The sequence below is a fragment of the Trichocoleus sp. FACHB-6 genome (assembly GCF_014695815.1).
GTDB classification, from domain to species: domain Bacteria; phylum Cyanobacteriota; class Cyanobacteriia; order Cyanobacteriales; family FACHB-T130; genus Funiculus; species Funiculus sociatus.
Map to the genome: position 1 here is coordinate 1 of NZ_JACJOY010000106.1, position 23,860 is coordinate 23,860.

Genomic DNA, 23,860 nt, shown 5'->3' on the forward strand with positions numbered 1-23,860 from the left:
GGCAATGATAAACTCTTCAGTAGAAAACATTTGTCCCACCGTATGCTTCTCGGCAATTGATGATCAGAAGCATACAGTGGGATTTTCATATTTGAAAAGTTGCACATCGCCTATTATTCATATTGTTGAGCAAAGTTGCAAAGATTCCTCTAGATGGGAATCTATATCTGTTGGAAGAGATATCGGTAAAAATGCTATGACAAACTACTAAGTAGAGTTGAAATCGTTTGAGTAGGAAAGATTCAAGAAAGCGATTTTAGGGGGGAGATTATGGGAATAGGCGATCTATTTAGAAAAATACCTGGTGTGAACCAGGAACGAGGCGATCGCGACAGGGAAGATAGAGAACGCGATCGCTATCGTAATGATGGCAGGGAATATCGCGATAATGAAAAAGAATATAGAGAAAGCGATCGCTATCGTAATGATGATAGGGAATATCGCGATCGCGATAATGATGATGACGATGGCGATCGCGAGTACAAACATCGCGATAATGATGATGATGACGATGGCGATCGCGAGTACAAACATCGCGGTGAATATCGCGATAGCGATGATGATGACGATGATGACGATCGTAAGCACGGACATCACCGTAAACACGATGACGATGACGACGACGATTAAATCTCTTGGCTTGGATTAATAACTGTGGAAATGAATTGAATGGCGTTAGCTCAATAGCTGACGCCATTTCTGCTTAAAATGAACCAAGACAAAACTTTTAATTTGGAAAGCTGTCATAGACAGGGACAAATTGATGCAGAACCCATCAGCGCCAGCGGAAGAGATCCGCGCCCACGTTTTCGTTTCTGGAATCGTTCAGGGAGTTGGTTATCGATACTCAACAGCACAACAAGCTAAGTATTTGGGGGTCAGCGGTTGGGTGCGAAATCTCCCCGACGGGCGGGTAGAAGCCGTTTTTGAAGGAACGCAGGATATTGTCGAGGAAATGATTCGTTGGTGTCACCAGGGGCCATCAGCTGCTGTAGTTAAAGATGTGGCGGTTGAGTATGAGACACCGGAAAGATTGCGCGGGTTTGAAATGAGGCGATAGGTAAGATTCTAACAGGTAGCGATCGCTCCACTGCGACGGCGATCGCCTGCGCCTTCAATCAATCCTTCTGAATTTTCCATAACCGTATGAACGCCACCAAAAAACATATTTTTCTTTTCCCATAAAACTAATTCATTGCTAGAGGGAAGCGCCAGTTTCTTTATTTCCTCCTGGCTGAATCCTGGTTCAATATTAAAAATATTGTTTTCCCAATGAACGCGGGGACTATTCACCGCCGCACCAACATCCATTTGAAAATCAATAATATTGGAAATAACTTGTAATATTGCCGTTCTAATCCTGTTAGAACCACCAGAACCCAGAACAATTTCTGGCTGACTATTTTTAAGTACCATAGTTGGTGCCATCATGGATGAAATCCGGGTATTTTCTGCCCATTCATGGAAACCATGCGGATTCAAATCTGCTTCTCCCAGCATATTATTAACCATGATGCCAGTTCCCGGAATCACATAAGAAGATCCTTCACCGTGGGTAGTAGTAACACTAGCCGCATTTCCTTCGCTGTCAACAACGCTGATATGAGTAGTGCTTCCCCATTTATTGACAATTTCGGTTAATTGAGGTTCGTAGATAGCAATATGCTCATTAGATAAAAAACTTTGGACAACATCTTCTTGATGAGTATTAGCATTGTATCTATCTTTCCTGGCATCATTAGTTAAACGCATCACATTAGCCAGTATCTGTAAATGACCACAACTGCCAAAATTAATGCCAGCTAAATTAACTTTTGAAAGTAGTTCTAAAGCGAAAGCAATGAGTATTCCTCCAGAACTAGGGGGAGGATTAGTCAAAAATGTATTATCGCGGTAATTGATAACTAAAGGTTGTCTCTCAATAACCCGATAATTCTTTAGGTCTTCTAATGTTAAATAACCGCCAGAATCTTGACAATCTTTAACTAAGCGTTGTGCAATTTCACCCTCATAAAATTCTCTAATCCCATTTTCAGCTAGATAAGTTAAAGTATCAGCCAAATTTCTCATATATACTGTTTCTCCAGACCGAACAAGCTCCCCGCCAGGAGTAAAAACTTGTTGCATTTCTGTAGAAAAAAGCATTATGGGCTTGAGAATTGTCAAGCAGTAATATGAATAATCATTGATTTTTACTCCAGTGTTTGCATAGCGAATTGCTGGTTCAGCAACAACTTTAAAAGGCAATCTACCTAGTTGCTGGTGAACGTGGAAAACTCCAGCGATATTTCCTGGTACAGCCATTGATCCAAGACCAATGTGAAACTCTTGTAAGGCACCGCCAAAGTTAATTTTAACTGGATAAAAATCAAGATTATCCTGGCTCTTTTTGTGGCGTGGCGTTTGCGAGAAAAAGTCAAATAAAGTATTTTGATTATCTTTAGTATGGGCTAAAAGAAACCCGCTACCAGCCGCCGATGTAAGCGCAGCCTCAGTAACAAAAGAAGCTAACATTGCCGCCGCCGCCGCATCAAAGGCGTTCCCACCTAAGCGAAGCATTTCAATCCCTGCTTCGGCAGTTTGTTCATGTCCAGCAGCAATCACACCGTGAGTTTTTTTAAACATAAAATTTATTGTATTTGTTACTATAGCAATTAAAGGCTTGGGAGCTATACATCTGTAGGGACATGGCAATGCCATGTCCCTACCAAGGTCGCCCGAAGGTCAGAATTGCGATATACTCCACCCAACTGAGAAACCCTATATTAGCTTTTAATATAGCAATCCTAACTCATTTATGAACTTCTCCCTTTCCTCCTCCTCTGCGCCCGGCCGCGCCTGGGTGGGAGGTTTCAAAGGTAGTCACAACTCAAATAGGATTACTATAAAGTTATATATAAACTTTAATCTCATCAAAAATTGTAGTGAAACAAACTTTGAATAAACTAAGCTAACTACTAACGAAATGATTTGCTGTGGTTAAAGATTTTGTGGTTAAGCCGTGTTGGACTCAAAGCAAAACCACTGTATGGAACACCTGGGAGTATTCAGGTGCAAAGTCTGAGTTCAAAGCACAGCTACTCATCCATATCCTTGACAGCGATCGCTTCAACCTCGATCAGAAACCCGTCTTCTGCCAATGACTGGACACCGATCAGGGAACAGGCTGGCTTTTGATGAGGAAAATATTTACCAATTACTTCTCCAATCACCATCGCATCCTCAGGTTTATAGTTTACGACATAGATTGTAATTTTTACGATATCAGCAGTTGTCGCGCCCACCGTAGCCAATGCCGTAGACACGTTTTCAAATGACTGTACCGCCTGCGTCTTGAGATTGCCTTTTTCCAAAAGGTTTTTCGTAGCATCTACACCCACTTGACCCGCTAGGTAAATAGTCTTTACACCATTTCCTTCCACCGTGACGATATTGGTGAAAAAGTCCGGCCAATTAGGTAAGGCTTCGGGATTGACAAATAGCTTTTGCACAACTTGACCTATAGCAGCACTAATCTTAAAGATTATAGAGTGCCTGCGTATTACAAAGATTAGAGACGAGGAAACAATTTATTTAGTAAATATGTTACCAAATCTGCTGCTAATAAATATCTTGTTATCTGGTGAAGCGCGATCGCGAAGCACTCTCGCGTCTCTGCTGCTGGTACGAACGCGATCGCTTAACCTCAAATTATCGATTTTCATCCGACTGGAAAGGATTTTCACCCACACCTAGCTGCTTTTTCGTTGCTTCCAACTGGTGCCAAAGCGTCTCGATGTTTTGAAAAGCCTGTTCAATGGAAATTTTTCCATTGGTTGCCAAACCACTAATCAAACTCACCCGTTGAGCAAATTCCTGTAAATTAGCATTAAATACTAAATTTTCTGGGTTTACATCACCGTAGTAGCGAGGTTGAGGATATAAAAAATTAGAAGTAGTTAACATTATAACTCCCGGTTTATTAGATTCTGTATCTTTCCTACTACTATCACTCAGGAATCCTATCGGGATAAGTGATGACTAATTAAAAAAAATGTGACAAGTATCAGCATATTGAGTGCTGACAATCAGCTAGTAAATGTGATATTTAACAATTTAGGGAGTGACAGCAGTCACAATAAAATTATCTTGCAGAAGGTTAAAAATTAGCGATCGCTGCCGCTATCCCTGAGAAAGCGATCGCCTAAAATAAAGTCAGGGAATAGTTTTTGAGGAAGTATAAAATATGTCTTTGCAAGAATTAAAAAATCAAGCATACAAGTTATCGGTAAGCGATCGCTTAGACTTGGTGAACGCGATTGTCGAGTCGCTTAGGCGCGAACTCAGACCCCAACCCGATCGAAAAGCTGCAATAGATCGGATGCGGGGACTCGCGAAAACCGATGCGCCAGCCCCGACTGATGCTGAAGTTGAAGCAATGTTAGAAGAACGCCTAGTGGAGAAATACATGAAATGATGGTATTAATAGATACCAACGTTATTCTGGATTTTTTGCTAGAGCGCGAACCTTTTAGGGAGGATGCTGAAGCTTTATTTTAGGCTATTTACTCTGGGCAGATTGAGGGGTATGTTACAGCAACCACCGTAACTGATATCTTTTACATTGTCAGAAGACAGACGCGGAGTATTGAACGCGCAAGAGTTGCTGTCTCAACAACACTAACAGCTATGGAAATTTGTACCGTTAATAGCGACGTTCTTGCAGCTGCATTTGCCTCAAACTTGAAAGATTTTGAAGATGCAGTACAGTTAGCTTGCGCGATCGCTAACAATCTTGATGCAATTATCACCCGCGAAACCTTGAGTATCGCGGGCGCTATTTTGCCGATTTTGTCAGTTGGTGAATTATTAGAGCGACTGACTTAAACTAAACAAGAGATCGCACAAATTTATCTAACCTATCCATCCCCTTCTCAATCGAAGTCATATCTGTTGCATAAGATAGCCGGATGTGATCATCTGCACCAAAAGCAATCGCAGGAATCGCCGCAACTCGCTTATTTTCTAACAGTTTGTCGCAGAATTCTAGAGAATTTAAACCAGATTTGCTGATGTTAACAAACAGATAAAAAGCGCCGTCTGGTTTGGCACAGGATAAACCGGGAATAGCGTTAAGTCTTTGCAACATTATCTGCCGACGTTCGGCAAAAGCGAGGCGCATTTGTTCCACACAATCTTGAGAACCTTCTAAAGCTGCGATCGCGCCGAACTGTGCAAAAGTACACACATTCGAGGTACTGTGACCTTGAATGGTGGAAACAGCTTTAACCAACTCAACTGGTGCTGCTAAATAACCAATTCGCCAACCCGTCATTGAGTAAGCTTTAGCAAAACCACTGCTGATAATTGTCCTGTCAAAGACTTCGGGACTCACAGCGCCGATACTCAAGTGCTGCGCGTCGTCGTAGATAATCTTTTCGTAAATCTCATCGGAGACAACGAGAATATCTTTTTCCACCACCACTTCTCCTAAAGCTTTAATCTCAGCTGGCGTATAAACAACACCAGTGGGATTACAAGGGGAATTGAGGACAAAAAGCTTGGTTCTTGGTGTGATAGATGAGCGAAGTTGCTCTGGCGTAATTTTATAACCCGTGGAAGCGTCTGTCGGCACAATTATCGGGGTACCGCCTGCCAAAATCACCATTTCCGGATACGAGAGCCAGTAGGGAGATGGGATAATCACCTCATCCCCACCATTCAGCAGCGCCATCATCAGGTTATACAAGGAATGCTTACCGCCGTTGGTGACGATAACGTTTTCAGCTGCGAAACCCAGGTTATTGTCCTTTTGTAGCTTCCGGGCGATCGCTTCCCTTAATTTTGGTTCTCCAGTAGCTGGCCCGTATTTGGTTTTACCCTCGTCCAAAGCTTTTTTGGCAGCAGCTTTGATATGTTCTGGGGTGTCAAAATCTGGTTCCCCAGCACTGAAACTACAAACATCTATACCCTCTGCCTTCATCGCCTTGGCTTTGGCTGCGATCGCCAACGTTATAGAAGGCGTTACCTGACCAACTCGTGCTGCCAGCTTCATGCTTACCCCACTTTCCAGACTAACTTAGCGATACGTTGCTTTTGGGCAATACGCAAGGAAGCGATCGCTACCCCAGCAACTCTATAGTCTTTCAGAGTATCCCCCAATCAGGCTTCAGATTGGCATTTTTTTTACTTTTTAATCTTAAAAATGAGATATATGACATTTTTTATAGCTATATAAAAATCAAATACCTGCCGAATCATAAATTTTACTTTTCTTTTGCCTCCACGGGTAAGGGGTGATACTCTGGCTTTTTGCCTTCTAGCCGCATTTGGTAATCTTTTTTTAGGGTAGTAGGGGACTACGCCCCTGCTACCCGCGAAGCCGATCAGAAGCACCTATGGCTTCATCAAGCGATAGTTACATCAGGTGAGAGATAGACATCCTGAATGGCGTTAAATAGCTTCACCCCTTCCTCAAAAGGACGCTGGAAAGTTTTGCGACCGGAGATTAAACCACAACCACCAGCGCGTTTGTTAATTACGGCGGTGCGGACGGCTTCGGCAAAGTCATTTTTACTAGATGCACCACCAGAGTTAATCAACCCAGCGCGACCGCAGTAGCAATTTAGTACCTGGTAGCGGGTGAGGTCAATTGGGTGATCGGTCAACAAGTCGGTGTATACTCGGTCGTTAGTTTTGCCGTAACTTTCACCAGTAGCTTTAGCAACAGCAGCATACCCGTAATTGTATTCGGGGAGCTTTTGTTTGATGATGTCGGCTTTAATTGTCACGCCCAGATGGTTTGCTTGACCTGTGAGGTCGCCTGCTAAGTGATAGTCTTTGTCTTGTTTGAAAGCATTGTTGCGGAGATAGCACCACAGAATGGTTGCCATACCCAATTCGTGGGCGCGTTCAAAGGCTTCGCTGACTTCTTGAATTTGGCGAGTTGATTGTTCTGAACCAAAGTAAATAGTTGCCCCGACAGCGACCGCCCCTAAATTCCAAGCTTGTTCGACAGAGGCGAACATTATCTGGTCGAATTGATTGGGGTAAGTCAGCAATTCATTATGATTTAATTTCAAAATGAAGGGGATTTTGTGGGCATATTTGCGAGAAACCATGCCCAAAACGCCAAGGGTGGTAGCAACAGCATTACAACCAGATTCGATCGCCAGTTTAATGATATTTTCGGGATCGAAATAGATCGGGTTTGGTGCAAAGGATGCCCCTGCGGAGTGTTCAATTCCTTGGTCTACTGGGAGAATGGAGAGATATCCGGTATTAGCTAAACGTCCGGCAGAATACAGTTGCTGAAGACTACGCAATACTTGGGGGTTGCGATCGCTGGCTGCAAAAATCCGGTCTACAAAGTCCGGCCCCGGCAGGTGCAGCATATCTTTGGAAACTTTTGCCTTAAAACTGAGAAGGTCTTCTGCTTCTTTTCCTAGTACAGACTCTAGGGAATTAGGTACAGATAGTGTAGCGGTCATAGCAGTTTTCCTCAAAAATTTGTTTTGCTGGGCAGTGCATACCTACCTACCTATTAAGCAAGTCAAAAGTTAAAAGAATGAAACTCTGTTTTGGTAGGAATTTTGACTAATAACCATCTGCAAGTTAAACGTCGAATAGCTTACAAATTAGGGTAACACTTCAAGCTTCTAACTCCTCTTGCGAGGGAAATCCGTGCTGCTCTCTGCCCGGAGATCCATCGTATTTTTTTGACGTTTTGTAGAGTTCAAAGCGTCCATCAGCAGCATAACTAGCATAACGCGATCGCATAGCTTGCATTTCCGCTTCTTTCATTGGCGTGAAACTCCGCGCAATATTCAAGTTCTGGCGCAGCACTTGTAGAGAGTCAATACCGCTGACGGTAGTAGCAACCGGAAGGCTCATTGCATAGCGTAGCGCTTCTTGCACGGTGACAACACCTGCTTTAACTGGTTCGCCACTACCACCCAAACTTTTCATCCCAATTGCAGCAATACCGCGTTTATTGAGGAGGGGTAGCACTTGCTTCTCAAAGCTGCGAAAAGAGGAGTCAAAACAATTCAGTGGTAGTTGAACGGCATCGAACGGATAATTATAAGAAAGCATTTTCAGATGAATTGCCGGATCTTTGTGACCTGTGAAACCGACAAAACGAACTTTTCCCTGACGCTTGGCTTCGTCTAAAGCCTCGATAACTCCACCTTTGGCGAAATGTCTTTCTGGGTCGTTGTCATAAACAACTTCGTGAACTTGCCACAAGTCGATATAATCTGTCTTGAGTCGCCGCAAAGATTGCTCAAGTTGTTGCATAGCGACTTTGCGATCGCGTCCGTGCGTGCAAACTTTTGTCATCAGAAATGCTTTGTCTCGCCTACCTTGCAGCGCCTTACCCATCCGTTCTTCACTCACGCCTTCGTTATACTCCCAGGCGTTGTCTAGAAAGGTCACGCCAGCATCGAGTGCTTCTTGAATAATGCGGATGGCTTCTTGTTCGTCTTTGGGAACGCCGATGTGAAAGCCGCCTAGTGTCAGCGCCGAAACTTCGACACCTGTGCGTCCGAGTTTGCGGCGCGGAATTTCCCCAGCTTGGAGTGAAATTGTCTCGTCGGGTTCGCCAGCATTGACTTGTGCATCTGGGTGTAGCAAGATCCGATCTGCGATCGCTACTCCTGCGCCGAGAACTCCGAGGCGTTGCAGAAACTGTCTGCGTTTCCAGCTTTGTGCCTCTCGGTGTCGATTTTCCCCTGATTGATCGTCACGTCGATCTGCCATTGAGTTATCCTGCTTAAGTTCACCCAGTTTTGCTTCAGTGTTAGTTTTTTTGTTACTTTAATTTCACCTATCTTTAGACAGGTTATTTTATTTTTTAAATGACATAACTTTCGCCCCTACACCCTAATATGGTTTTCCCATGCACCGCCGCCTTTATTACTGTCGCAACTGTTAATCTTGAGAAATTAGTAAGTTTTTATACAAATTTACTGGATAAACAGCCGCATCCATATATCCCAAATGTTTATGCAGAGTTTCAGTTTCCTGGCTTACGTTTGGGAATTTTCAAACCGAAACTCACCCAATCCGAGGAATTTGTATCGGTAAAAAGCGGAATGAGTTTGTGTTTAGAAGTAATTGACTTGGAAGATGCGATCGCTCATATTACTGCTCTGGGTTTCCCGCCACCCGGCGAAATCTTAACTGCATCACACGGTAGAGAAATCTACGCTTACGATCCAGATGATAATCGCTTGATTTTGCACCAATCCCACTAATAAATTATAGGTGGTGAGTTAAGTCAGCAAAGCAGTAAAAACTCACAATTAACATTAGCACTGCCATCACCTGAGAAACTCGCGGATGATGAGATGGCGTGAGTGCTTCTCGCACTAAAATTGATGCCGCCGCTCCCACCATATAGCTCAAACCCAGCACCAAGTAAGGCCACTCCTGATTTATCTCCCAAGTCATGATTAAAACCGTGGCAACAGTTAACATGATTAGCTCAATAAATCGCGGTGGACTGTACTGGCTAGAAAAAACTAAAGCTCGCCACCAAGATTGCCAAATTCTCATATTTTAATTATTACTTATTAGTTATTGGTTAGGGGTAATGGCAATTAGCAACTAGCCATTACCATACCTGAAAGTTTTAACGTTTGCTATCTACTCATAGGCGCATCTGGCGATTGGTTATTAGGTAATATTTGCTGATTGTGCTGCTGCAAGTAGAATAAGGCTTCTTGAGTATCCACTTGGGGAAACTCTTCATAGAAGCGACTGACACTGAGAAAAGGTTCGGGCGTTTCTAGGATAATAGCGCGATCGCACCATTGGAGCAGCCACTCGCTCAAACCCTGTGGCGCTACTGGCGAACAAACCCAAATTTCGGCAGGATTTTGGGCTTTCACGGCAGAGGCGGCAACTGCTATTGTCATGCCAGTGGCAATACCATCATCAACCAAAATAGCGATCGCACCCTGAGCGCTAACAGGCAAGCGACTGGAAGAAAGCTTACTCTGTAGGGCAATAGCTTTATCTTGGGCTTGCCGCAACGCCGCTTCCAGCGCACTCTGCTGGTTTCTGCGAAATCGCTTTGGCTGACACCATAGTACGTGTCCATCTGACGTGACAGCACCGATGGCAAGTTCCGGGTTTTCCGGAAAAGTAATTTTTTTGGCGACAAGAATATCCACAGGACAACCCAAACTGTGTGCCACTGGTACAGCCACAGGGATACCGCCGCGAGGCAGCGCGTAAATGATAGGTTGGCTATTAACTCCCCGCGTCTTGAGCTGGGTAAACTCAGCCATAACGGACTGAGCTAGCTGCTCTCCGGCGTGGATGCGATCGCGAAACATGGGGGCAGATGACATGGCACCCTCCAGAATTCGGTACTGCGCTCGCCTCCTATGATGGCTGATTTTGGCTCTTCTCGCAGCTCATCCCTACTCCGTCAAAAGTAAGAACTATCAATTCTTAAGCGTGAAACAAGTTTCCGCCTTGAGCGAGTATTGTTAGGATAATTTCGTGAAAGCACGATATAGCCACAGATTCATGTCCAGCGACGAGCAACTTAGCCTTTTTGACTCCTCAGACCTCGGTGCATCTGCCACACCGCAAAATCAAGCATTAATTCCCACAAGTGCCAAAGTCCCCATTCCTCCCAGCACCTATCAAACAATGGCGCAAATCGCACAGCATTGTAACCAATGCCACCGCTGCGGACTGGGAGAAAACCGCACTCACGCTGTAGTTGGACGCGGCAATCTTCAAGCACCAATTATGATTGTGGGCGAAGCACCAGGACAAAATGAAGATGAAACCGGGTTGCCATTTGTCGGGAAATCTGGGCAACTGCTGGAGAAAATTTTAGCCGCTGTGAAGCTGGACACCGAACAGGATGTATACATCTGTAATGTCAACAAGTGCCGTCCACCAAACAATCGCCCGCCCACAACTGAAGAAATGGCAGCTTGTAAGCCTTATTTGTTAGAACAAATTCGCATGGTAGACCCGAAAATCATTCTTTTGACGGGTGCTACAGCTTTAAAAGGTTTAACTGGCGATAAACGAGGCATTACCAAAATTCGCGGCACTTGGATCGAGTGGGAGGGACGCTTGTGTATGCCGATTTTCCACCCATCCTATCTACTTCGCAATGCTTCGCGGGAACAAGGCAGTCCTAAATGGTTAATGTGGCAGGATATTCAGGCTGTTCGTGCCAAATTAGATGAAATTAGCAACAACAATTAATTAATTTTCCCAACGCGGCAGTCTTGCAGCCAATTGCGAACAGCTTGGCCAATGATGCCATTACTGCTATCTCGCGGCGGCGAGGGCGGATCTCCTTCGGGATAGGAGCCAGTACGGGAAAACATTGTTGCCAACCTCCAGCCGTCCTCAGTTTGAGTTAGAAACAGCCAGTGATATTGCTGTAATTGAATTGGCTTTCGGGCTGTGTATCCTCGTTCTAAAGTGGTGATAAATACTTGTTTAGGAGCTGTTGTAGTTATGTCTGCACCAGGATCTGAGGTATAGGGGCCAGGGCCTAGGGTGAGGGGCGCAAATTCTGGTCGTCCGGCAATGATTACAGAACTGGAGAGAGCTGGTTTTCTGTTTAGTCGTCGAGAGCGTTGACTGACGCGATTGGCATAGCTGGGTAAATCTCGAATTAGTAAACTTGTTAAGTTTTCTACATCGGTGGGACAACTCGATTTCTGTGGGGGCGTTTGCGCGATCGCTCTTTCAAAGCAAAAGCCAATCATGCAAAGGCAAAATGTAGCGATGCGAAATTTCGCCTCTCTACATAACTTATTGTGACTTCTATAACTCATCGCAAATTCTCGCCCAAGCAGCAGCAGGATCGGCGGCGGCAGTAATCGGTCGCCCAATCACGAGATAATCAGCTCCAGAAGAGAAAGCTTGGGCTGGAGTGAGACTTCGCTTCTGATCTCCCGCTTCTGCCCAACTAGGGCGCACTCCCGGACAAACAAACAGAAAATCATCGCCACAAGTCTGTCGCAGTTGTTCCACCTCCTGCGGCGAACAAACCGCCCCATCCAGTCCCGCCTCTTTTGCTAACAAAGCCATATGTAAAGCATATTCTGGCAATTCCAGCGGAATTTTTAGCTCAAATGCCAATTGCCGCGATGTGATACTTGTCAGCAGCGTTATGGCAATTAACTTGGGTGGCGGACACCCTGCGGCTTCTGCGCCCTCCTGTAGGGCTGCTGCTGCTGCTTGTAGCGCACTTTTACCACACGTAGCATGGATTGTGAGCAAATCTACGCCATAACTCGCAGCAGCGCGACAAGCCCCGGCAACAGTGTTAGGGATATCGTGAAATTTCAGATCCAGAAAAATTCGCTTTTGTCTGTCTTTCAGCAGTGTGAGAATGTCAGCACCAGTGCTGACAAATAGTTCTAAACCAACTTTAAAGAAAGTTACTTCCGGCAACTTGTCAATTAAAGCGATCGCTTCCCCTAAACTCGGAACATCCAAAGCAACAATAATTTTCTCGCTGTTTGACATTATTTTGTAGGGGCTGGGGGCTGGGGACTAGGGACTAGGGATTGGGGATTGGGGACTAGGAACTGGGGACAAAGGACTGGGGACTGAGGCGTAGGGACTAGGTAAGACTTTTTCCCAATCCCCAATCCCCAATCCCCAATCCCCATTACCCAATTAATCGCACAGACTTATTTTTCCCCACCTGCAAAACTCGTCCGTCCAACTCAGAGGGAGATTCAAAAGTGAGATTCACGTCAGACACGCGATCTCCATCTAACTTTACCCCTCCTCCCTGAATTTGTCGCCGCGCTTCCGTCCCGCTGCTGCACAAGCCGCTCTTTCCCAGAATAAAGAACAATTTAGCCGGAAAATTCACCTCTTTTAGGTAAAATTCTGGTACAGCTTTAGCGGAATTTGTGTTTCCTGCTGTAATTGCCTGTGCGTCGCGCACAGCAAGTTCTGCTGCATCTTTCCCGTAGTATTGAGAGACAATATCGAAAGCCAGAAGTTTTTGGCGATCGCGTGGTTGTTCTGGCAAGCCATCCAGCGGCAAATTTGTCAACAATTCAAAATACTGCTCTAACAGATGATCCGGCGTTTTTTCCAACTTCTGATACATCCAGAGCGGATCTTCCGATAATCCCACATAATTGCCCAGCGACTTCGACATTTTCTTTTCACCATCCGTCCCGATTAAAATCGGCATCAGCAAACCAAACTGAGGCATCTGACCGAAATGGCGTTGTAAATCGCGCCCAACAGCAATATTAAACTTCTGATCCGTCCCACCCAACTCCACATCAGCTTGCACCGCCACAGAATCGTAGCCTTGCATCAACGGGTAAAGGAACTCGTGCAGAAAAATCGGATTTTCCTTCTCATAACGTTCGGCAAACCCCTCCTTCGCCAGCATTTGCCCTACCGTCATCGTAGACAACAACTCTGAAATTTTTGACAAATCAAGCTTTGAAAGCCATTCGGAGTTGTAGCGAACTTCCAACCGTCCCGGCGTGTCAAAATCTAGAATTGGACGCACCTGATCCAGATAAGTTTGAGCATTTTGCGCCACTTCCTCAGATGTTAACTGACGGCGTACCTCAGATTTTCCGGTAGGGTCGCCAATCCGAGCCGTAAAATCCCCAATAATTAAAACAGCTGTATGTCCGGCATCCTGAAAAGCACGCAGCTTCCGTACTGGGATACTATGACCCAAGTGGATATCAGATCCGGTCGGATCGATTCCCAACTTCACCCGCAAAGGTCGGTCAGTTTGCGCTAATCTTTGAGCCAAAGAAAGAGCAGCGTCATCAGAATCAGGCTGGTCGGGGAAAATTTCACTAACCCCACGATATAACCAAGTGAGGTTTTGGGGCGTTTTTGAGGATACACTAGCGGTCATGATGCGCCAAACTAAATCGGATGTGGAAATCGACCCTTATATTTGTATTTTATGCAAATCCAAGGGTAAACCAGTTTATTATAATTTGCAAAAATTGTATAAAGTCTCCATGCCAACTGGACAAAATTTAGTAATGGGCTGCACTTATGATGCTAAAAAGTAGGATTTTTTTGTCACACTTACAAAAGCGATGTTGTTTTGCGACCACCGCAAATGCTTACCACCTTCCCAGTCACTGCTAAAATTGTCCCCACCATCCTGCCGCGAGTGGAAAGTTCTGTAATCTAGATAAGCAAAGCCATACCAGTCGCCCAATCATCTAAGTCCCACATTTTTTTAGTGAGGAAGTGAAATCACCGTGTCGTCTAGCACTATTCAAGATAAACAACCGAGAAGAGAGCCATCAGCCCCGATAGTTCAGTTCATGCAGGGAGTCGGTAAAGCAACAGGCGGAACCCTCCTGGGCATCACCATGCTGACCAGTTCGGTTGTCGCTGGGGGACTGGTTGGTTTAGCTATCAGCTTCCGTAACCTACCGGATGTGCGGGTTCTTCGTAGCTACATCCCCACAGAAACTTCTTACATTTACGACATTCAAGGTAAGCACCTAGCTTCGCTCCACGGAGAAGCCAATCGGGAAGTCGTACCCCTTGATAAAATTTCCCCTGAACTCAAGCGGGCGGTTCTAGCGATTGAAGATAGCCACTTCTATTTGCACCAAGGCATTAACCCCAACAGCGTTGGTCGCGCCTTAAAAGCTAACTGGGAAAAAGGCAACGTTGTCGAGGGTGGCTCGACAATCACCATGCAGTTGGTGAAAAACCTTTTCTTGTCTCGCAAGCGGACAATGAGCCGCAAAATTGCCGAAGCGGTGCTAGCAATTCGGTTAGAACAAATCTTTAAGAAAGATCAAATTTTAGAAATGTACCTCAATCAGGTGTATTGGGGTCACAACAACTATGGTGTTCAAACAGCATCTGAAAGCTACTTTAACAAGAAAGCTGCCGATCTAAACTTGGCTGAGGCGGCAATGTTGGCAGGAATGATTCAGGCTCCGGAAGATTACAGTCTTTTCGGGAACTACAAGCAGGCAAAACAGCGCCAAACACAGGTTTTGGGTCGGATGCGCGAGTTGGGATGGATTACTGAGCAAGAGAGAGCAGCCGCTGTTAAGCAAGAAATTAAACGGGGTCAGCTAACCTCGTGGCAAACCAGCGAACTGCCTTATATCACAGAAGCGGTTGTTGCGGAGTTAAATGAGCGCTTCGGTCGGGATGCGGTGCTAAAAGGCGGTATGCGAATCCAGACGACCATCGACTACAAGTTCCAACGTATGGCGGAACAAAAGGTGAGTCGTTGGCATAGAAGACTTCAGGGTTACGGGCTTTATAACAACCAAATTGCTCTGGTATCAGTCGATCCTCGGACGCACTTTGTAAAAGCAATGGTGGGCGGGGTTAGTTACGATAAAAGCCAGTTCAATCGTGCTATCCAATCCCGCCGACAGCCGGGATCTGCCTTTAAGCCATTTGTTTACTACGCGGCTTTTGCTACGGGTAAGTATTCGCCCTACTCCACCGTCTACGATACGCCAGTTAGTTATCGAGATGGTGGCGGCTATTACTCTCCCCGAAACTACGGTGGTGGTTACTCTGGGGCGATGAGCATTCGCCAAGCGCTCATGGTTTCCGCTAACGTTCCGGCTGTGAAGCTTGGGCGGGCTGTGGGACTGGATAAGGTGATTGAAATTTGCCGAACTATTGGCTTTAAGAGTCCGATTGAACCTGTAATTTCTTTGCCTTTGGGAGCGATTGGTGTTACGCCTTTGGAAATGGCGGGCGGTTATGCCACTTTTGCTAGTAATGGTTGGTACTCTCCCCCAACCGTTATTGTCCGGGTCACGGATAGTAGTGGCAATGTGTTGCTCGATAATACTCCTAAACGCCGATTGGTTTTAGACCCGTGGGCTAGTGCTTCGCTGACAAGCGTGCTGCAAGGGGTAGTGACTGGCGGTACTGGGAAAAACGCACAGATAGGACGACCCGCAGCTGGTAAGACTGGTACGACTTCCTCGGAGAAAGATGTTTGGTTTGTGGGCTATGTCCCGCAACTTTCTACGGCTGTCTGGATTGGGAAGGATAATAACCGGAGTTTAGGCGGTGGTGTAACGGGTGGCGAATATGCGGCTCCTATCTGGCGCGATTTTATGTCAAGTGCTATGAGTGGTGTTCCTGTGAATTACTTCCCCTCGCCTAACAAGTTTCCACGCCCTAGATAAGAATTTTAGATTTTACGGGGGCGAAGGAGTTTCCCAGCCTCCGATAATTTTGGATTTAATCTAAAGTCTTAAAATTCTTGTATCCTTGCATCCAAAATTGTTAGTGTTGGGTTCCACTTTCCCACCGCTAGGCGGAAGCAAGCTAAAACCCAACCTACAAAATGAGAAATTTAGGAGGCAGAAAAAAGTAAAATTCTGGCATCCAAAATCTTTATGTTTGCTTTTCTAATTCGGATTTCATCCGCTCTAAGGTGAGGTTCATTTGGTCGAACATTTGAGTCGGGGTAATGCCAAATTGACCAAGCTGAGTGTTAAGCTGTTCGACTGTCATTTGAGCCATGAAGTCATCAGATAGCTCGAATCGCTTCATAAAGATGCGATAGCGATCCATCATGGCTTCCATTTTCTCAATAAAAATCTTTTTACCTTCGCGGTCAAATTTACCGTAGTGGCTTCCCAGTTGTATTAGGGATTGATAATCTTCAAACAGCTGCTTGGCTTCTTGTTGAACAATTTCGGAGTCAAAAAATCCCATAGCCTTTTTATCTTCCCGTCAATGGGCTTCCCCAGTCAGGGGAAGTTTTACTGCTTTGAGTATCATTTTAATGCAGTGCAAACTTTACGATATATTCGGTTTTCCGTATTATGGGCGGATTTGTTCTCTGGTGGCATCTTGAAAGCGCGATCGCGATCGCTCATGCTCCAAAGTAAGAAAATCCCTATCATGGAATTGGATGGGAAGCGTTGCGGTAGCGCTATAGGCGCATCGCTATGTCTTTTGAGGAAAGAGGAGTTTACCTCAAAATGTTGACACAAAAAAATCGAAAAGTTGCTGCACTTTTGGCATTTACCGGAGCGATAATCCCGTTTGCTGGCTTTCACAAGTTTTATCTGGGACAGCCGCTTTGGGGAGCAGTTTATTTACTGTTGTCGTGGGGAACACCTATCGCTCGAATTGCCAGCGCTATTGAAGGGATATGGTATTTATTCCAAGATGGGGATGAATTTGACCGGAATTTTAATTTAGGTGTAGAATCACTCCCTGAGTCAGTTGGAGTGGCGACTAACTCAGTGAGTGCGATCGCTGATGCTTTGCGTCAACTGGATAGTCTACGCCAAGAAGGGCTAATCTCAGAGTATGAATTTGAGCAAAAGCGCCGCCAATGTCTGGATCGAATGCGGTAAAAAGAAGTCAGTAGGCGAGAAAAATTTTAAAATATTGGGTGCGATCGCTAAATTTACCAAAAAATGGCACTTTTTGATTGGCTACCATTGGCGACTCGGCTGCGCCCAGAGATAAACTCAAACCGACAGTCAATCCGGGCGCGGATTTTGGGAGATCCTTACTATCGGCTGCAATCTACTGAAGAAATTGCGATCGCAGTCAGTCTTGGTCTCAAAATTGATGTGAATCAGGCAAGTGTGGATGACTGGCTGAGACTACCTGGGCTATCAATTCATCAAGCGCGATCGCTCGTTTCCTTAGCCCAGTCTGGAGTACAATTTCTCTGTATAGAAGATATTGCTGCGGCACTAAGTATGCCGATATTGCGATTAAAACCTCTGGAGCCACTCTTGAGGTTTTGTTACTACGACGATTGTCCCTCCACACCGCAACTGGTGAACCCTAACACAGCATCTATCGAGCAGCTAATGCTTCTTCCAGGTGTTGACTTGATTCTTGCCAGAGCAATCTTTTCAAATCGTCGCGCCGCCGGAGCTTACCGCAACCTGGCTGATTTTCAAACTAGGCTATCACTCCCTGGACAGATGACAGCGCAGTTAATGCACTATTTGAGGTTTTAGTCAATAGCAAAAGTGCGCGCACTTTTGCTATTGACTAAATGGCGCTTTACAAACAAAGCGTGACGAGAGCAGGCTTTGTTTGTGTAGCCGCGACTAAGCGCTAACACGCAGGCTCCGCCAACAGCCGTCGGGTATTTTGGCCTGACCATCAAGCACGACTAATGCGGCCGGCGGGCCAGAAACGGAAAAAGGCGCGACCAATGACATTTTTCTGAGGCAAAAATCCCCAAACATGGGAGTCATTGCTGTTATTACGATTATCTCCCATGACAAACAGCTGGCCTTCAGGCACCACCCCTGGCCCCCAGTTATATTCTGGAGGTTCTGCGATGTAGTCTTCCTGTAGCGGAGAGTTATCCAGGTAGACCTTGCCATTTTTAACTTTAACAACGTGACCGGGCGTGCCAATCACTCGTTTAATGAAGGCTTGGTCTTTGGCGTAGCCTTGAATTTGTAATTTTTGGGGAGGGTCAAAGACGACAATATCACCTTGGTTAGGTGCGTGAAAACGGTAAGAGATTTTTTCTACCACCAAGCGATCGCCCACTTGCAACGTCGGCAGCATAGAATCAGAAGGAATATAGCGAGGTTCTGCCACAAACGTCCGAATCAACAGCGCCAAACAAAGGGCAATCAGCAAAATTTGCAGGTTTTCCGCCACTTGCTGCCATATCCGCAACTTTAGCGAAGTCTTACCCGTATTTCCGCCGGGCATTACACCCTTCGAGTCTACTGCTTTAACAAGGTTCGATTCCCTTAGCTTCACATTGACTCCATCATCAGCAGCAGCATCCCCCTTAGCTACAGCCGGAAGCTCCACTTCCGCCGCACTCGATGTAGCAAAATCTTTTTCCTCAGATGTCATAGAAGTTTCAGCTAAAAATATTTGGCGTTAAGAGCCATAAAAACAGTCTGACCGATTTTGGTCAAAAGCCAACATACCACGCGACCTCTGGTTTAGATCCATTGGATTACAGCAGGCTGTAATATTTCTCAACCTTCAAATACTCTTTTTGTTTTACCAAAATAATGGGTTTAAAGCCCCGCACTTTCAAGGCGGCTTTTATTTATCTTAATGTTTTATCTGCAATATTGTGCCGTAAAATCACATCATGTTAGTTAGAGAAGCCAAGTTAAAAAACGGAACAAAAGAGCAATACTTAGCTCTTGATGATGCTGTTCGTACCGCCCAATTCATTAGAAACAAGGCAATCCGGTACTGGATGGATAACCGAGGTGTAAGTAAAGCCGATTTGTACTCACTGTGCAAAAATTTAGCCGCCAAGTTTCCTTTCGCCAAAAAGTTAAACTCAGCCGCCAGACAAGCCAGTGCGGAACGTGCTTGGGCTTCTATTTCTAACTTCTACTCCCGATGTAAAAAGGGCGATAAAAAGAAAGGTTATCCCCAATTTAAAAAACATGGTCGTTCTGTAGAATACAAAGTCTCCGGATGGAAGCTAGCCCAAGATTGTGAAAGTATTAACTTCACGGATGGCTTCGACATTGGGACTTTATCTCTATACTGCAATAAAGCAACAAGGATTGACCTTCACACCCTTAAAATTAACCGCGTGCGTGTTGTGCGTAGGGCAGATGGGTATTATGCTCAATTCTGCTTTGATGCTGACCGGAAAGAATCAGGGGAATACACAGGCAATGTTGTCGGCTTGGATCTGGGGTTAAAATACTTCACCAAAGACCAGAACGATAATGCTGTTATCTATCCCCAGTTTTTGAGAAAGTCTGAGCGCCGACTAAAAAAAGCTCAAAGACGGTTAAGTAAAAAGTTTGTAAAAGGTGCAAAACCGCAATCAAACAACTACCATAAAGCACGAGAACGACTAGGTAGAGTTCATCTTAAAACCTCCAGGCAGCGTAAAGATTGGGCGATAAAGCTTGCCCGATGCGTAGTTCACTTTAACGATGTGATTGTCTATGAGGATTTGAAGATTGCCAACATGGTCAAGAATCATCGCTTGGCTAAATCAATTCAGGATGCTAGTTGGTATCAGTTCACTCAATGGTTAGACTACTACGGGAGAATCTGGGATAAAGCGGTAGTGGCAGTTTCACCCCACTATACATCTCAAGATTGTTCTAATTGTGGCTGGAGAGTGAAAAAGTCATTAAGTACCAGAACTCATTCATGTCCCTCATGTAGTATTGAGATTTGCCGTGATAGAAATGCAGCAATAAATATCCTCAAAAAGGGTATGGGGATTCTAGGCATAGAATGGCAAAACAGTACCTTTGGGCAAAAGGGATCTGCCTCACAAGAGGGAAAGCCTGGGGAGAAGACCGCCTCTATTGCAGAAGGGAAACCTTCTACAGTAAGCGGATTTCTGTGAACCAGGAATTAGAATCCCCGACCGTTTACGGTCGGGGAGTATGTCAATCTTCACTTAAGCCAAGTACGAGAGGGTTAGAAATAATTGTAAGTTGGGTTGAGGTGCCTCAACGTAGGCAAAATTTAATATTTTAAGCTTCTATCCCTCCAGTATTGCCCAAGCCCCAGTAAAAATTCCCAAAATATCTTGATATTCTTTTTTGTTACTTACGTATAAATACAGTTTATTTTTTAGTAATTCCTTAGTTCAACATTAGCCAATCTTGATTTAATCTTTATGGATTAATTAATAAATTAAGGTTATAAATTTAATTAGATAAATTTAACCCAAACAAAGGTTTGTCTATTCTATGAAACTACGGAATATTGCTACTTTAATTGCTGGTATGGCTGCGAGTCTAGGACTGATTTCTATAACTGGACAACAAGCTAATGCGGGAACGTTATATCAAAATTGGAACTATAGTATTGATGCTTTCAATGATGGCTCTGGTGGCTCGGCTTATGACATCAAAAGCATAGCAGTTAAGGAAACCGCTGACAGCATTTTTGTAGCGCTGACTGGTGGTATGCCATTGACAGGCACTTACGCCAGTGCTGCTGTTGACAAAAACATCGGCTGGGGCGACTTGTTCTTCAACTTTACGGGTAATAATTTTCAAACTGCTAGTGATGCAAAAAGTTTGTTTGGGATTCGCTTTGCAGGGACAAACGATTCTAATGCTTCCAGCACTGGCGTTTACAAAAATGTCCAGGCAACTAGCGTTACTGGAATCAATAATGGATACAGCAGTTTGCAGCAATACAATGATGCTGGATGGTATAAAACCAATACTCTAGGCACCGATTTGCCAACCAAAGCTGATGCCTATGGATATCTCGGTCAAGGCTCAGTTCTCAATGTAATTGGCTCAGGTACAAAAGTGGGCGATATTACTATGCTCACCGCCGGGGCTTTGACTGCTGCTGGACTTGACTTTGCCCACTTCGCTGCTAGCGGCACTGAAACCATTGGTTTCCAGTTTAGTAAATCTCTCTTTGATAGCGGTGACTACTTAGCTCATGTGTTTGTAGAGTGTGCTAATGATGGCGTTGCACTGGCGGGAGAACTTAAAGATGTGCCAGAACCAACTGGGCTTGGAGGTCTTGCTGTAGTAGGTTTAGTTGTGGGTGGCTCTCAACTACGCAAGCGTCGCCGGGTGAGGGTGAGTGTAAATTAAGCTTCTTAAGAAACCGAAAACCTAGAAACCCGGTAAATTAAAAGTTACCCGGTTTTTGGCATTTGACTTATCTGCCCTTAAACACACACAGAGGAAACCAGCTTTACGATATGCGTTAGCGTAGGAAGAAAGAGTTGTTTTCTAGTGTGCTGTGTTGCTTCATAAACGTCTTGCTATACGTGTCGGGTTAATCGGTTGCTTGTTGATTTCCTTAAGTGCTTGCGCCAACAGTGCTAATCGGGAAGCGCTTGAGCGATCGCTCGCAGCAGACCCTAAACTTAAAGAAAACCCTATTACTCTGGGAACGCCTGCTTCCAACAATCCTCAGAACGATAAACTGGCAGGTTTTCCCGCAGAAATACCCATTTATTCAGATGCTCAGGTGCAAGAAGTCAGACCAGCGACACCTGACTCTGGTCAAGGTCAGACAGCCCGTTTTACAACCGATGCCCCCAGTAACTCAGTTCTAAGCTTTTACCAGCAACAGTTTCAATCTAATAACTGGGATTTGGTCAGCGAGTCCGAAACAGGTGGCATCGAAAACACATTGGTCGCTCGTCAGAATAACCTGCAAGTTACGGTGTCCGTCCAGTCAGTTTCTGGCACTAGCAACCCCACGCCTACGCCCACTCAATCCGCTGTTGGTAACAATTCAGACATAGCCACAGAATTTACAATCAGCTATAGCCGCGATGCCAGCGTTGCCACAATACCGCAGGGAAGTAATTTAAAAGATATTTTCACTCAGCCAGCTAGTGAAAATCCCGCGCCCTCAACTAGCTCATCAGTATTCACTGATATAAATAAAGCACCCCAAGAATTACGTCAGTACGTAGAAGACTTAGCAGCATTGGGGGTACTTACTCAAGAGTCGGTTGGCTCCAAAAATAACCCAACTGCCAGCGGACAGTTTGAACCGAATAAAACTATCACCCGCCGACAATTTGCGCGGTGGCTGGTTGCAGTTAATAATCAAATTCATGCCAATAATCCAGGCAAACAAATCCGTTTGGCATCAGATAGCGCTCAACCAGCTTTTCAAGATATTCCCCGAAATAACCCAGATTTTTCAGCTATTCAAGGTTTAGCGGAGTCGGGGTTAATTCCCAGTCGATTGACAGGTGATGCTACTGCTGTTTTATTTCGCCCGGATGCACCTCTAACCCGCGAAAATCTGATTCTCTGGAAAGTGCCTCTAGATACGCGCTCTTCTTTACCCACAGCTTCAGTTGACGCGGTAAAGCAAACGTGGGGATTTCAGGATGCAGGGAAAACTGAACCCAAGGCTTTACGGGCGGTGTTGGCAGATTTCCAGAATGGAGATTTAGCGAATATCCGGCGAGTTTTTGGGTATACGACGTTGTTTCAGCCGAAAAAACCTGTAACTCGTGCTGAGGCGGCGGCGGCTCTGTGGTACTTTGGCGCTGAAGGTGAAGGAATATCAGCTCAAGATGCTTTGCAGAGTCAGCGTCAACAAAGCCAGCCATCACCTACACCTTTAAGTTCTCCAAATCAGCAGTAAATAGTGATGTAGGTTGGGGAGCCACCTCTTTCATTGAGGTGCGCTCCCCTTTCAGTTACCTTCTAACGCAACCAACCCCAATTCATGCCTTGAGATTTAGGCACAGGTTGCAAATTTTTAGTTTTACTTGTAGGCAATTTTAAACTTTTAATAAGTTGATCGTTGTCATCAATTATCAGAATTTCCTCCAGCGCCTCATTGATTTTCCAAGAGTTGGGATCGGCATTAATGCGCTTATTTAAAACATCCAACTCAGTATCAAGGATGGCTTGAGCTTCCACATCATTTTTGGCTTTAGCTAATTTTACTTGTAACACTTCTAATCCATCTCGAAGTAGGCTAATTTCTGAGGAATTAGGCAGATTTTTAACTAGCTGAGTGATGGCGGCTTGGGTTTTTTGAGCTAATGCAACTTGATTCCCTGCCAATGAAGGCACGTCAGAAACACTTGGTGTAAAGAACATTAAAGCGGAAGTAACAAGACAAGTTACGCACATATTCGCTCACTCCTCAAATAAAGTTCGTTCTCTCTGGCGGTTTTGCGGTCTTTGCAGTTAATTTTACAGACATTTTTTCAAATGCCAACCCTGAAGTGATATGATTGCTCTGCTCAATCGGTTCTGGTGAGGAGCAGCCACCAGAGTTAAGGGGAAAGTTCGGTGCAAGTCCGGCGCTGTCCCGCAGCTGTGATGAGGCATTAGTTACAGCCTCTAAGTCAGAATGCCCACCGATGGGAGATAAAGGGACTGGGGAAAATTCCCAATTCCTAATTACCAATCAACAGTAAAGAATTTGATACATCTGCGAGGTACAG

Annotated in this window: 28 protein-coding genes, 1 pseudogene and 1 riboswitch; of the genes and pseudogenes, 14 read left to right on the top strand and 15 right to left on the bottom strand. The window is 45.0% G+C overall.

The features are described from left to right. The 3 genes and pseudogenes from H6F66_RS28090 to H6F66_RS21260 all read left to right on the top strand — a co-directional run. Positions 1–211, top strand: a pseudogene (locus tag H6F66_RS28090) (hypothetical protein); the annotation flags it as partial. 59 nt (positions 212–270) lie between these two features. Continuing rightward, complete coding sequence (locus H6F66_RS21255) at positions 271–630, top strand: polyribonucleotide nucleotidyltransferase (protein WP_190425068.1); 360 nt, start codon at positions 271–273, stop codon at positions 628–630. Positions 631–763: 133 nt separating this feature from the next. After that, the gene (locus H6F66_RS21260; protein ID WP_190425071.1) at positions 764–1,060 is read left to right on the top strand and encodes an acylphosphatase; all 297 of its coding nucleotides are present in this window, start codon (positions 764–766) and stop codon (positions 1,058–1,060) included. 8 nt (positions 1,061–1,068) lie between these two features. Here the strand turns inward: H6F66_RS21260 and ggt are convergent, their stop codons facing one another. From ggt to H6F66_RS21275, 4 genes are all read right to left on the bottom strand, one after another. Further along, positions 1,069–2,625 (bottom strand): gamma-glutamyltransferase, encoded by a 1,557-nt coding sequence (gene ggt / locus H6F66_RS21265; protein WP_190425074.1) that lies wholly within the window; start codon positions 2,623–2,625, stop codon positions 1,069–1,071. A gap of 452 nt (positions 2,626–3,077) precedes the next feature. After that, positions 3,078–3,491 (bottom strand): RidA family protein, encoded by a 414-nt coding sequence (locus tag H6F66_RS21270; RefSeq protein ID WP_199295361.1) that lies wholly within the window; start codon positions 3,489–3,491, stop codon positions 3,078–3,080. Positions 3,492–3,569: 78 nt separating this feature from the next. Further along, positions 3,570–3,704, bottom strand: a complete 135-nt coding sequence (locus H6F66_RS29075; RefSeq protein ID WP_277873948.1) for a hypothetical protein — start codon at positions 3,702–3,704, stop codon at positions 3,570–3,572. After that, on the bottom strand, positions 3,691–3,945 hold the full coding sequence (locus H6F66_RS21275) for a hypothetical protein (RefSeq protein WP_190425077.1): 255 nt from the start codon (positions 3,943–3,945) through the stop codon (positions 3,691–3,693). Before H6F66_RS21275 ends, H6F66_RS29075 begins: the two co-directional genes overlap by 14 nt. A 280-nt stretch (positions 3,946–4,225) precedes the next feature. Between H6F66_RS21275 and H6F66_RS21280 the strand changes: the two genes are divergently transcribed. Beyond that, positions 4,226–4,456 (top strand): hypothetical protein, encoded by a 231-nt coding sequence (locus H6F66_RS21280; protein WP_190425080.1) that lies wholly within the window; start codon positions 4,226–4,228, stop codon positions 4,454–4,456. 86 nt (positions 4,457–4,542) lie between these two features. Then, the gene (locus H6F66_RS28565; RefSeq protein ID WP_347269416.1) at positions 4,543–4,866 is read left to right on the top strand and encodes a PIN domain-containing protein; all 324 of its coding nucleotides are present in this window, start codon (positions 4,543–4,545) and stop codon (positions 4,864–4,866) included. Between the two features lies 1 nt (position 4,867). Here the strand turns inward: H6F66_RS28565 and H6F66_RS21290 are convergent, their stop codons facing one another. From H6F66_RS21290 to H6F66_RS21300, 3 genes are all read right to left on the bottom strand, one after another. Further along, positions 4,868–6,034 carry a pyridoxal phosphate-dependent aminotransferase gene (locus H6F66_RS21290; RefSeq protein ID WP_190425082.1) on the bottom strand — a complete coding sequence of 389 codons (1,167 nt, stop codon included), beginning with the start codon at positions 6,032–6,034 and terminating at the stop codon, positions 4,868–4,870. 352 nt (positions 6,035–6,386) lie between these two features. Then, positions 6,387–7,469, bottom strand: coding sequence for a class I fructose-bisphosphate aldolase (locus tag H6F66_RS21295; RefSeq protein ID WP_190425085.1), 1,083 nt, complete (start codon positions 7,467–7,469; stop codon positions 6,387–6,389). Between the two features lie 160 nt (positions 7,470–7,629). Further along, positions 7,630–8,739, bottom strand: a complete 1,110-nt coding sequence (locus H6F66_RS21300) for an aldo/keto reductase (RefSeq protein ID WP_190425088.1) — start codon at positions 8,737–8,739, stop codon at positions 7,630–7,632. 128 nt (positions 8,740–8,867) lie between these two features. Between H6F66_RS21300 and H6F66_RS21305 the strand changes: the two genes are divergently transcribed. Continuing rightward, positions 8,868–9,236: a hypothetical protein gene (locus H6F66_RS21305; protein ID WP_190425091.1), complete on the top strand. Its 369-nt coding sequence runs from the start codon at positions 8,868–8,870 to the stop codon at positions 9,234–9,236. A 4-nt stretch (positions 9,237–9,240) separates the two neighbouring features. On the opposite strand, the gene H6F66_RS21310 is transcribed toward H6F66_RS21305, so the two are convergent. After that, positions 9,241–9,537 (bottom strand): hypothetical protein, encoded by a 297-nt coding sequence (locus H6F66_RS21310; protein ID WP_190425093.1) that lies wholly within the window; start codon positions 9,535–9,537, stop codon positions 9,241–9,243. 86 nt (positions 9,538–9,623) lie between these two features. After that, positions 9,624–10,337 carry a phosphoribosyltransferase family protein gene (locus H6F66_RS21315; RefSeq protein WP_190425096.1) on the bottom strand — a complete coding sequence of 238 codons (714 nt, stop codon included), beginning with the start codon at positions 10,335–10,337 and terminating at the stop codon, positions 9,624–9,626. Between the two features lie 181 nt (positions 10,338–10,518). On the opposite strand from H6F66_RS21315, the gene H6F66_RS21320 reads away from it, so the two are divergent. After that, positions 10,519–11,217 carry a uracil-DNA glycosylase gene (locus tag H6F66_RS21320; protein ID WP_190425251.1) on the top strand — a complete coding sequence of 233 codons (699 nt, stop codon included), beginning with the start codon at positions 10,519–10,521 and terminating at the stop codon, positions 11,215–11,217. Here H6F66_RS21320 and H6F66_RS21325 read toward each other — a convergent pair. The 3 genes from H6F66_RS21325 to tyrS all read right to left on the bottom strand — a co-directional run bounded on the left by H6F66_RS21325 (position 11,214) and on the right by tyrS (position 13,873). Beyond that, positions 11,214–11,798, bottom strand: coding sequence for a hypothetical protein (locus tag H6F66_RS21325; RefSeq protein WP_199295362.1), 585 nt, complete (start codon positions 11,796–11,798; stop codon positions 11,214–11,216). The two genes, H6F66_RS21320 and H6F66_RS21325, sit on opposite strands and share 4 nt — an antisense overlap. Beyond that, complete coding sequence (gene pyrF / locus H6F66_RS21330; protein WP_190425099.1) at positions 11,788–12,495, bottom strand: orotidine-5'-phosphate decarboxylase; 708 nt, start codon at positions 12,493–12,495, stop codon at positions 11,788–11,790. The genes H6F66_RS21325 and pyrF overlap by 11 nt, the downstream gene beginning before the upstream one ends. 145 nt (positions 12,496–12,640) lie before the next feature. Then, complete coding sequence (tyrS, locus tag H6F66_RS21335; RefSeq protein ID WP_190425102.1) at positions 12,641–13,873, bottom strand: tyrosine--tRNA ligase; 1,233 nt, start codon at positions 13,871–13,873, stop codon at positions 12,641–12,643. Positions 13,874–14,231: 358 nt separating this feature from the next. Between tyrS and H6F66_RS21340 the strand changes: the two genes are divergently transcribed. Beyond that, positions 14,232–16,151, top strand: coding sequence for a PBP1A family penicillin-binding protein (locus H6F66_RS21340; RefSeq protein WP_190425105.1), 1,920 nt, complete (start codon positions 14,232–14,234; stop codon positions 16,149–16,151). Positions 16,152–16,362: 211 nt separating this feature from the next. Here the strand turns inward: H6F66_RS21340 and H6F66_RS21345 are convergent, their stop codons facing one another. Beyond that, a complete protein-coding gene (locus tag H6F66_RS21345; protein ID WP_190425108.1) occupies positions 16,363–16,686 on the bottom strand; it encodes a DUF1825 family protein in 324 nt (107 codons plus the stop codon). A gap of 75 nt (positions 16,687–16,761) precedes the next feature. Here H6F66_RS21345 and H6F66_RS21350 point away from each other — a divergent pair, with 75 nt between their 5' ends. From H6F66_RS21350 to H6F66_RS21360, 3 genes are all read left to right on the top strand, one after another. Next, entirely contained in the window at positions 16,762–16,962 is a 201-nt protein-coding gene (locus tag H6F66_RS21350) for a hypothetical protein (RefSeq protein ID WP_190425111.1), read from the top strand. Next, entirely contained in the window at positions 16,956–17,336 is a 381-nt protein-coding gene (locus H6F66_RS21355) for an NINE protein (RefSeq protein ID WP_190425114.1), read from the top strand. The genes H6F66_RS21350 and H6F66_RS21355 overlap by 7 nt, the downstream gene beginning before the upstream one ends. A gap of 63 nt (positions 17,337–17,399) precedes the next feature. After that, the gene (locus H6F66_RS21360; RefSeq protein WP_190425117.1) at positions 17,400–17,957 is read left to right on the top strand and encodes a ComEA family DNA-binding protein; all 558 of its coding nucleotides are present in this window, start codon (positions 17,400–17,402) and stop codon (positions 17,955–17,957) included. Positions 17,958–18,105: 148 nt separating this feature from the next. Here H6F66_RS21360 and lepB read toward each other — a convergent pair whose 3' ends face one another. Next, the gene (gene lepB, locus H6F66_RS21365; protein WP_199295371.1) at positions 18,106–18,672 is read right to left on the bottom strand and encodes a signal peptidase I; all 567 of its coding nucleotides are present in this window, start codon (positions 18,670–18,672) and stop codon (positions 18,106–18,108) included. A 397-nt stretch (positions 18,673–19,069) separates the two neighbouring features. Here lepB and H6F66_RS21370 point away from each other — a divergent pair, with 397 nt between their 5' ends. From H6F66_RS21370 to H6F66_RS21380, 3 genes are all read left to right on the top strand, one after another. Next, entirely contained in the window at positions 19,070–20,305 is a 1,236-nt protein-coding gene (locus H6F66_RS21370; protein WP_190425123.1) for an RNA-guided endonuclease TnpB family protein, read from the top strand. Between the two features lie 349 nt (positions 20,306–20,654). Continuing rightward, positions 20,655–21,524, top strand: coding sequence for an XDD3 family exosortase-dependent surface protein (locus H6F66_RS21375; RefSeq protein ID WP_199295363.1), 870 nt, complete (start codon positions 20,655–20,657; stop codon positions 21,522–21,524). A 151-nt stretch (positions 21,525–21,675) separates the two neighbouring features. After that, positions 21,676–23,046 (top strand): S-layer homology domain-containing protein, encoded by a 1,371-nt coding sequence (locus H6F66_RS21380; RefSeq protein WP_190425125.1) that lies wholly within the window; start codon positions 21,676–21,678, stop codon positions 23,044–23,046. A 62-nt stretch (positions 23,047–23,108) separates the two neighbouring features. Here H6F66_RS21380 and H6F66_RS21385 read toward each other — a convergent pair whose 3' ends face one another. Beyond that, positions 23,109–23,543 carry a hypothetical protein gene (locus H6F66_RS21385; RefSeq protein ID WP_190425128.1) on the bottom strand — a complete coding sequence of 145 codons (435 nt, stop codon included), beginning with the start codon at positions 23,541–23,543 and terminating at the stop codon, positions 23,109–23,111. A 101-nt stretch (positions 23,544–23,644) separates the two neighbouring features. Then, positions 23,645–23,793, top strand: a riboswitch (cobalamin riboswitch). Positions 23,794–23,860: the final 67 nt, after the last annotated feature.

Bases quoted from the DNA above. Each gene is read 5' to 3' on its own strand.
- H6F66_RS21255 (WP_190425068.1), top strand. From the start codon at position 271: ATGGGAATAGGCGATCTATTTAGAAAAATACCTGGTGTGAACCAGGAA.
- H6F66_RS21260 (WP_190425071.1), top strand. From the start codon at position 764: ATGCAGAACCCATCAGCGCCAGCGGAAGAGATCCGCGCCCACGTTTTC.
- ggt (WP_190425074.1), bottom strand. From the start codon at position 2,625: ATGTTTAAAAAAACTCACGGTGTGATTGCTGCTGGACATGAACAAACT.
- H6F66_RS29075 (WP_277873948.1), bottom strand. From the start codon at position 3,704: ATGAAAATCGATAATTTGAGGTTAAGCGATCGCGTTCGTACCAGCAGC.
- H6F66_RS21275 (WP_190425077.1), bottom strand. From the start codon at position 3,945: ATGTTAACTACTTCTAATTTTTTATATCCTCAACCTCGCTACTACGGT.
- H6F66_RS21280 (WP_190425080.1), top strand. From the start codon at position 4,226: ATGTCTTTGCAAGAATTAAAAAATCAAGCATACAAGTTATCGGTAAGC.
- H6F66_RS21290 (WP_190425082.1), bottom strand. From the start codon at position 6,034: ATGAAGCTGGCAGCACGAGTTGGTCAGGTAACGCCTTCTATAACGTTG.
- H6F66_RS21295 (WP_190425085.1), bottom strand. From the start codon at position 7,469: ATGACCGCTACACTATCTGTACCTAATTCCCTAGAGTCTGTACTAGGA.
- H6F66_RS21300 (WP_190425088.1), bottom strand. From the start codon at position 8,739: ATGGCAGATCGACGTGACGATCAATCAGGGGAAAATCGACACCGAGAG.
- H6F66_RS21305 (WP_190425091.1), top strand. From the start codon at position 8,868: ATGGTTTTCCCATGCACCGCCGCCTTTATTACTGTCGCAACTGTTAAT.
- H6F66_RS21310 (WP_190425093.1), bottom strand. From the start codon at position 9,537: ATGAGAATTTGGCAATCTTGGTGGCGAGCTTTAGTTTTTTCTAGCCAG.
- H6F66_RS21315 (WP_190425096.1), bottom strand. From the start codon at position 10,337: ATGTCATCTGCCCCCATGTTTCGCGATCGCATCCACGCCGGAGAGCAG.
- H6F66_RS21320 (WP_190425251.1), top strand. From the start codon at position 10,519: ATGTCCAGCGACGAGCAACTTAGCCTTTTTGACTCCTCAGACCTCGGT.
- H6F66_RS21325 (WP_199295362.1), bottom strand. From the start codon at position 11,798: ATGAGTTATAGAAGTCACAATAAGTTATGTAGAGAGGCGAAATTTCGC.
- pyrF (WP_190425099.1), bottom strand. From the start codon at position 12,495: ATGTCAAACAGCGAGAAAATTATTGTTGCTTTGGATGTTCCGAGTTTA.
- tyrS (WP_190425102.1), bottom strand. From the start codon at position 13,873: ATGACCGCTAGTGTATCCTCAAAAACGCCCCAAAACCTCACTTGGTTA.
- H6F66_RS21345 (WP_190425108.1), bottom strand. From the start codon at position 16,686: ATGGGATTTTTTGACTCCGAAATTGTTCAACAAGAAGCCAAGCAGCTG.
- H6F66_RS21355 (WP_190425114.1), top strand. From the start codon at position 16,956: ATGTTGACACAAAAAAATCGAAAAGTTGCTGCACTTTTGGCATTTACC.
- H6F66_RS21360 (WP_190425117.1), top strand. From the start codon at position 17,400: ATGGCACTTTTTGATTGGCTACCATTGGCGACTCGGCTGCGCCCAGAG.
- lepB (WP_199295371.1), bottom strand. From the start codon at position 18,672: ATGCCCGGCGGAAATACGGGTAAGACTTCGCTAAAGTTGCGGATATGG.
- H6F66_RS21370 (WP_190425123.1), top strand. From the start codon at position 19,070: ATGTTAGTTAGAGAAGCCAAGTTAAAAAACGGAACAAAAGAGCAATAC.
- H6F66_RS21375 (WP_199295363.1), top strand. From the start codon at position 20,655: ATGAAACTACGGAATATTGCTACTTTAATTGCTGGTATGGCTGCGAGT.
- H6F66_RS21385 (WP_190425128.1), bottom strand. From the start codon at position 23,543: ATGTGCGTAACTTGTCTTGTTACTTCCGCTTTAATGTTCTTTACACCA.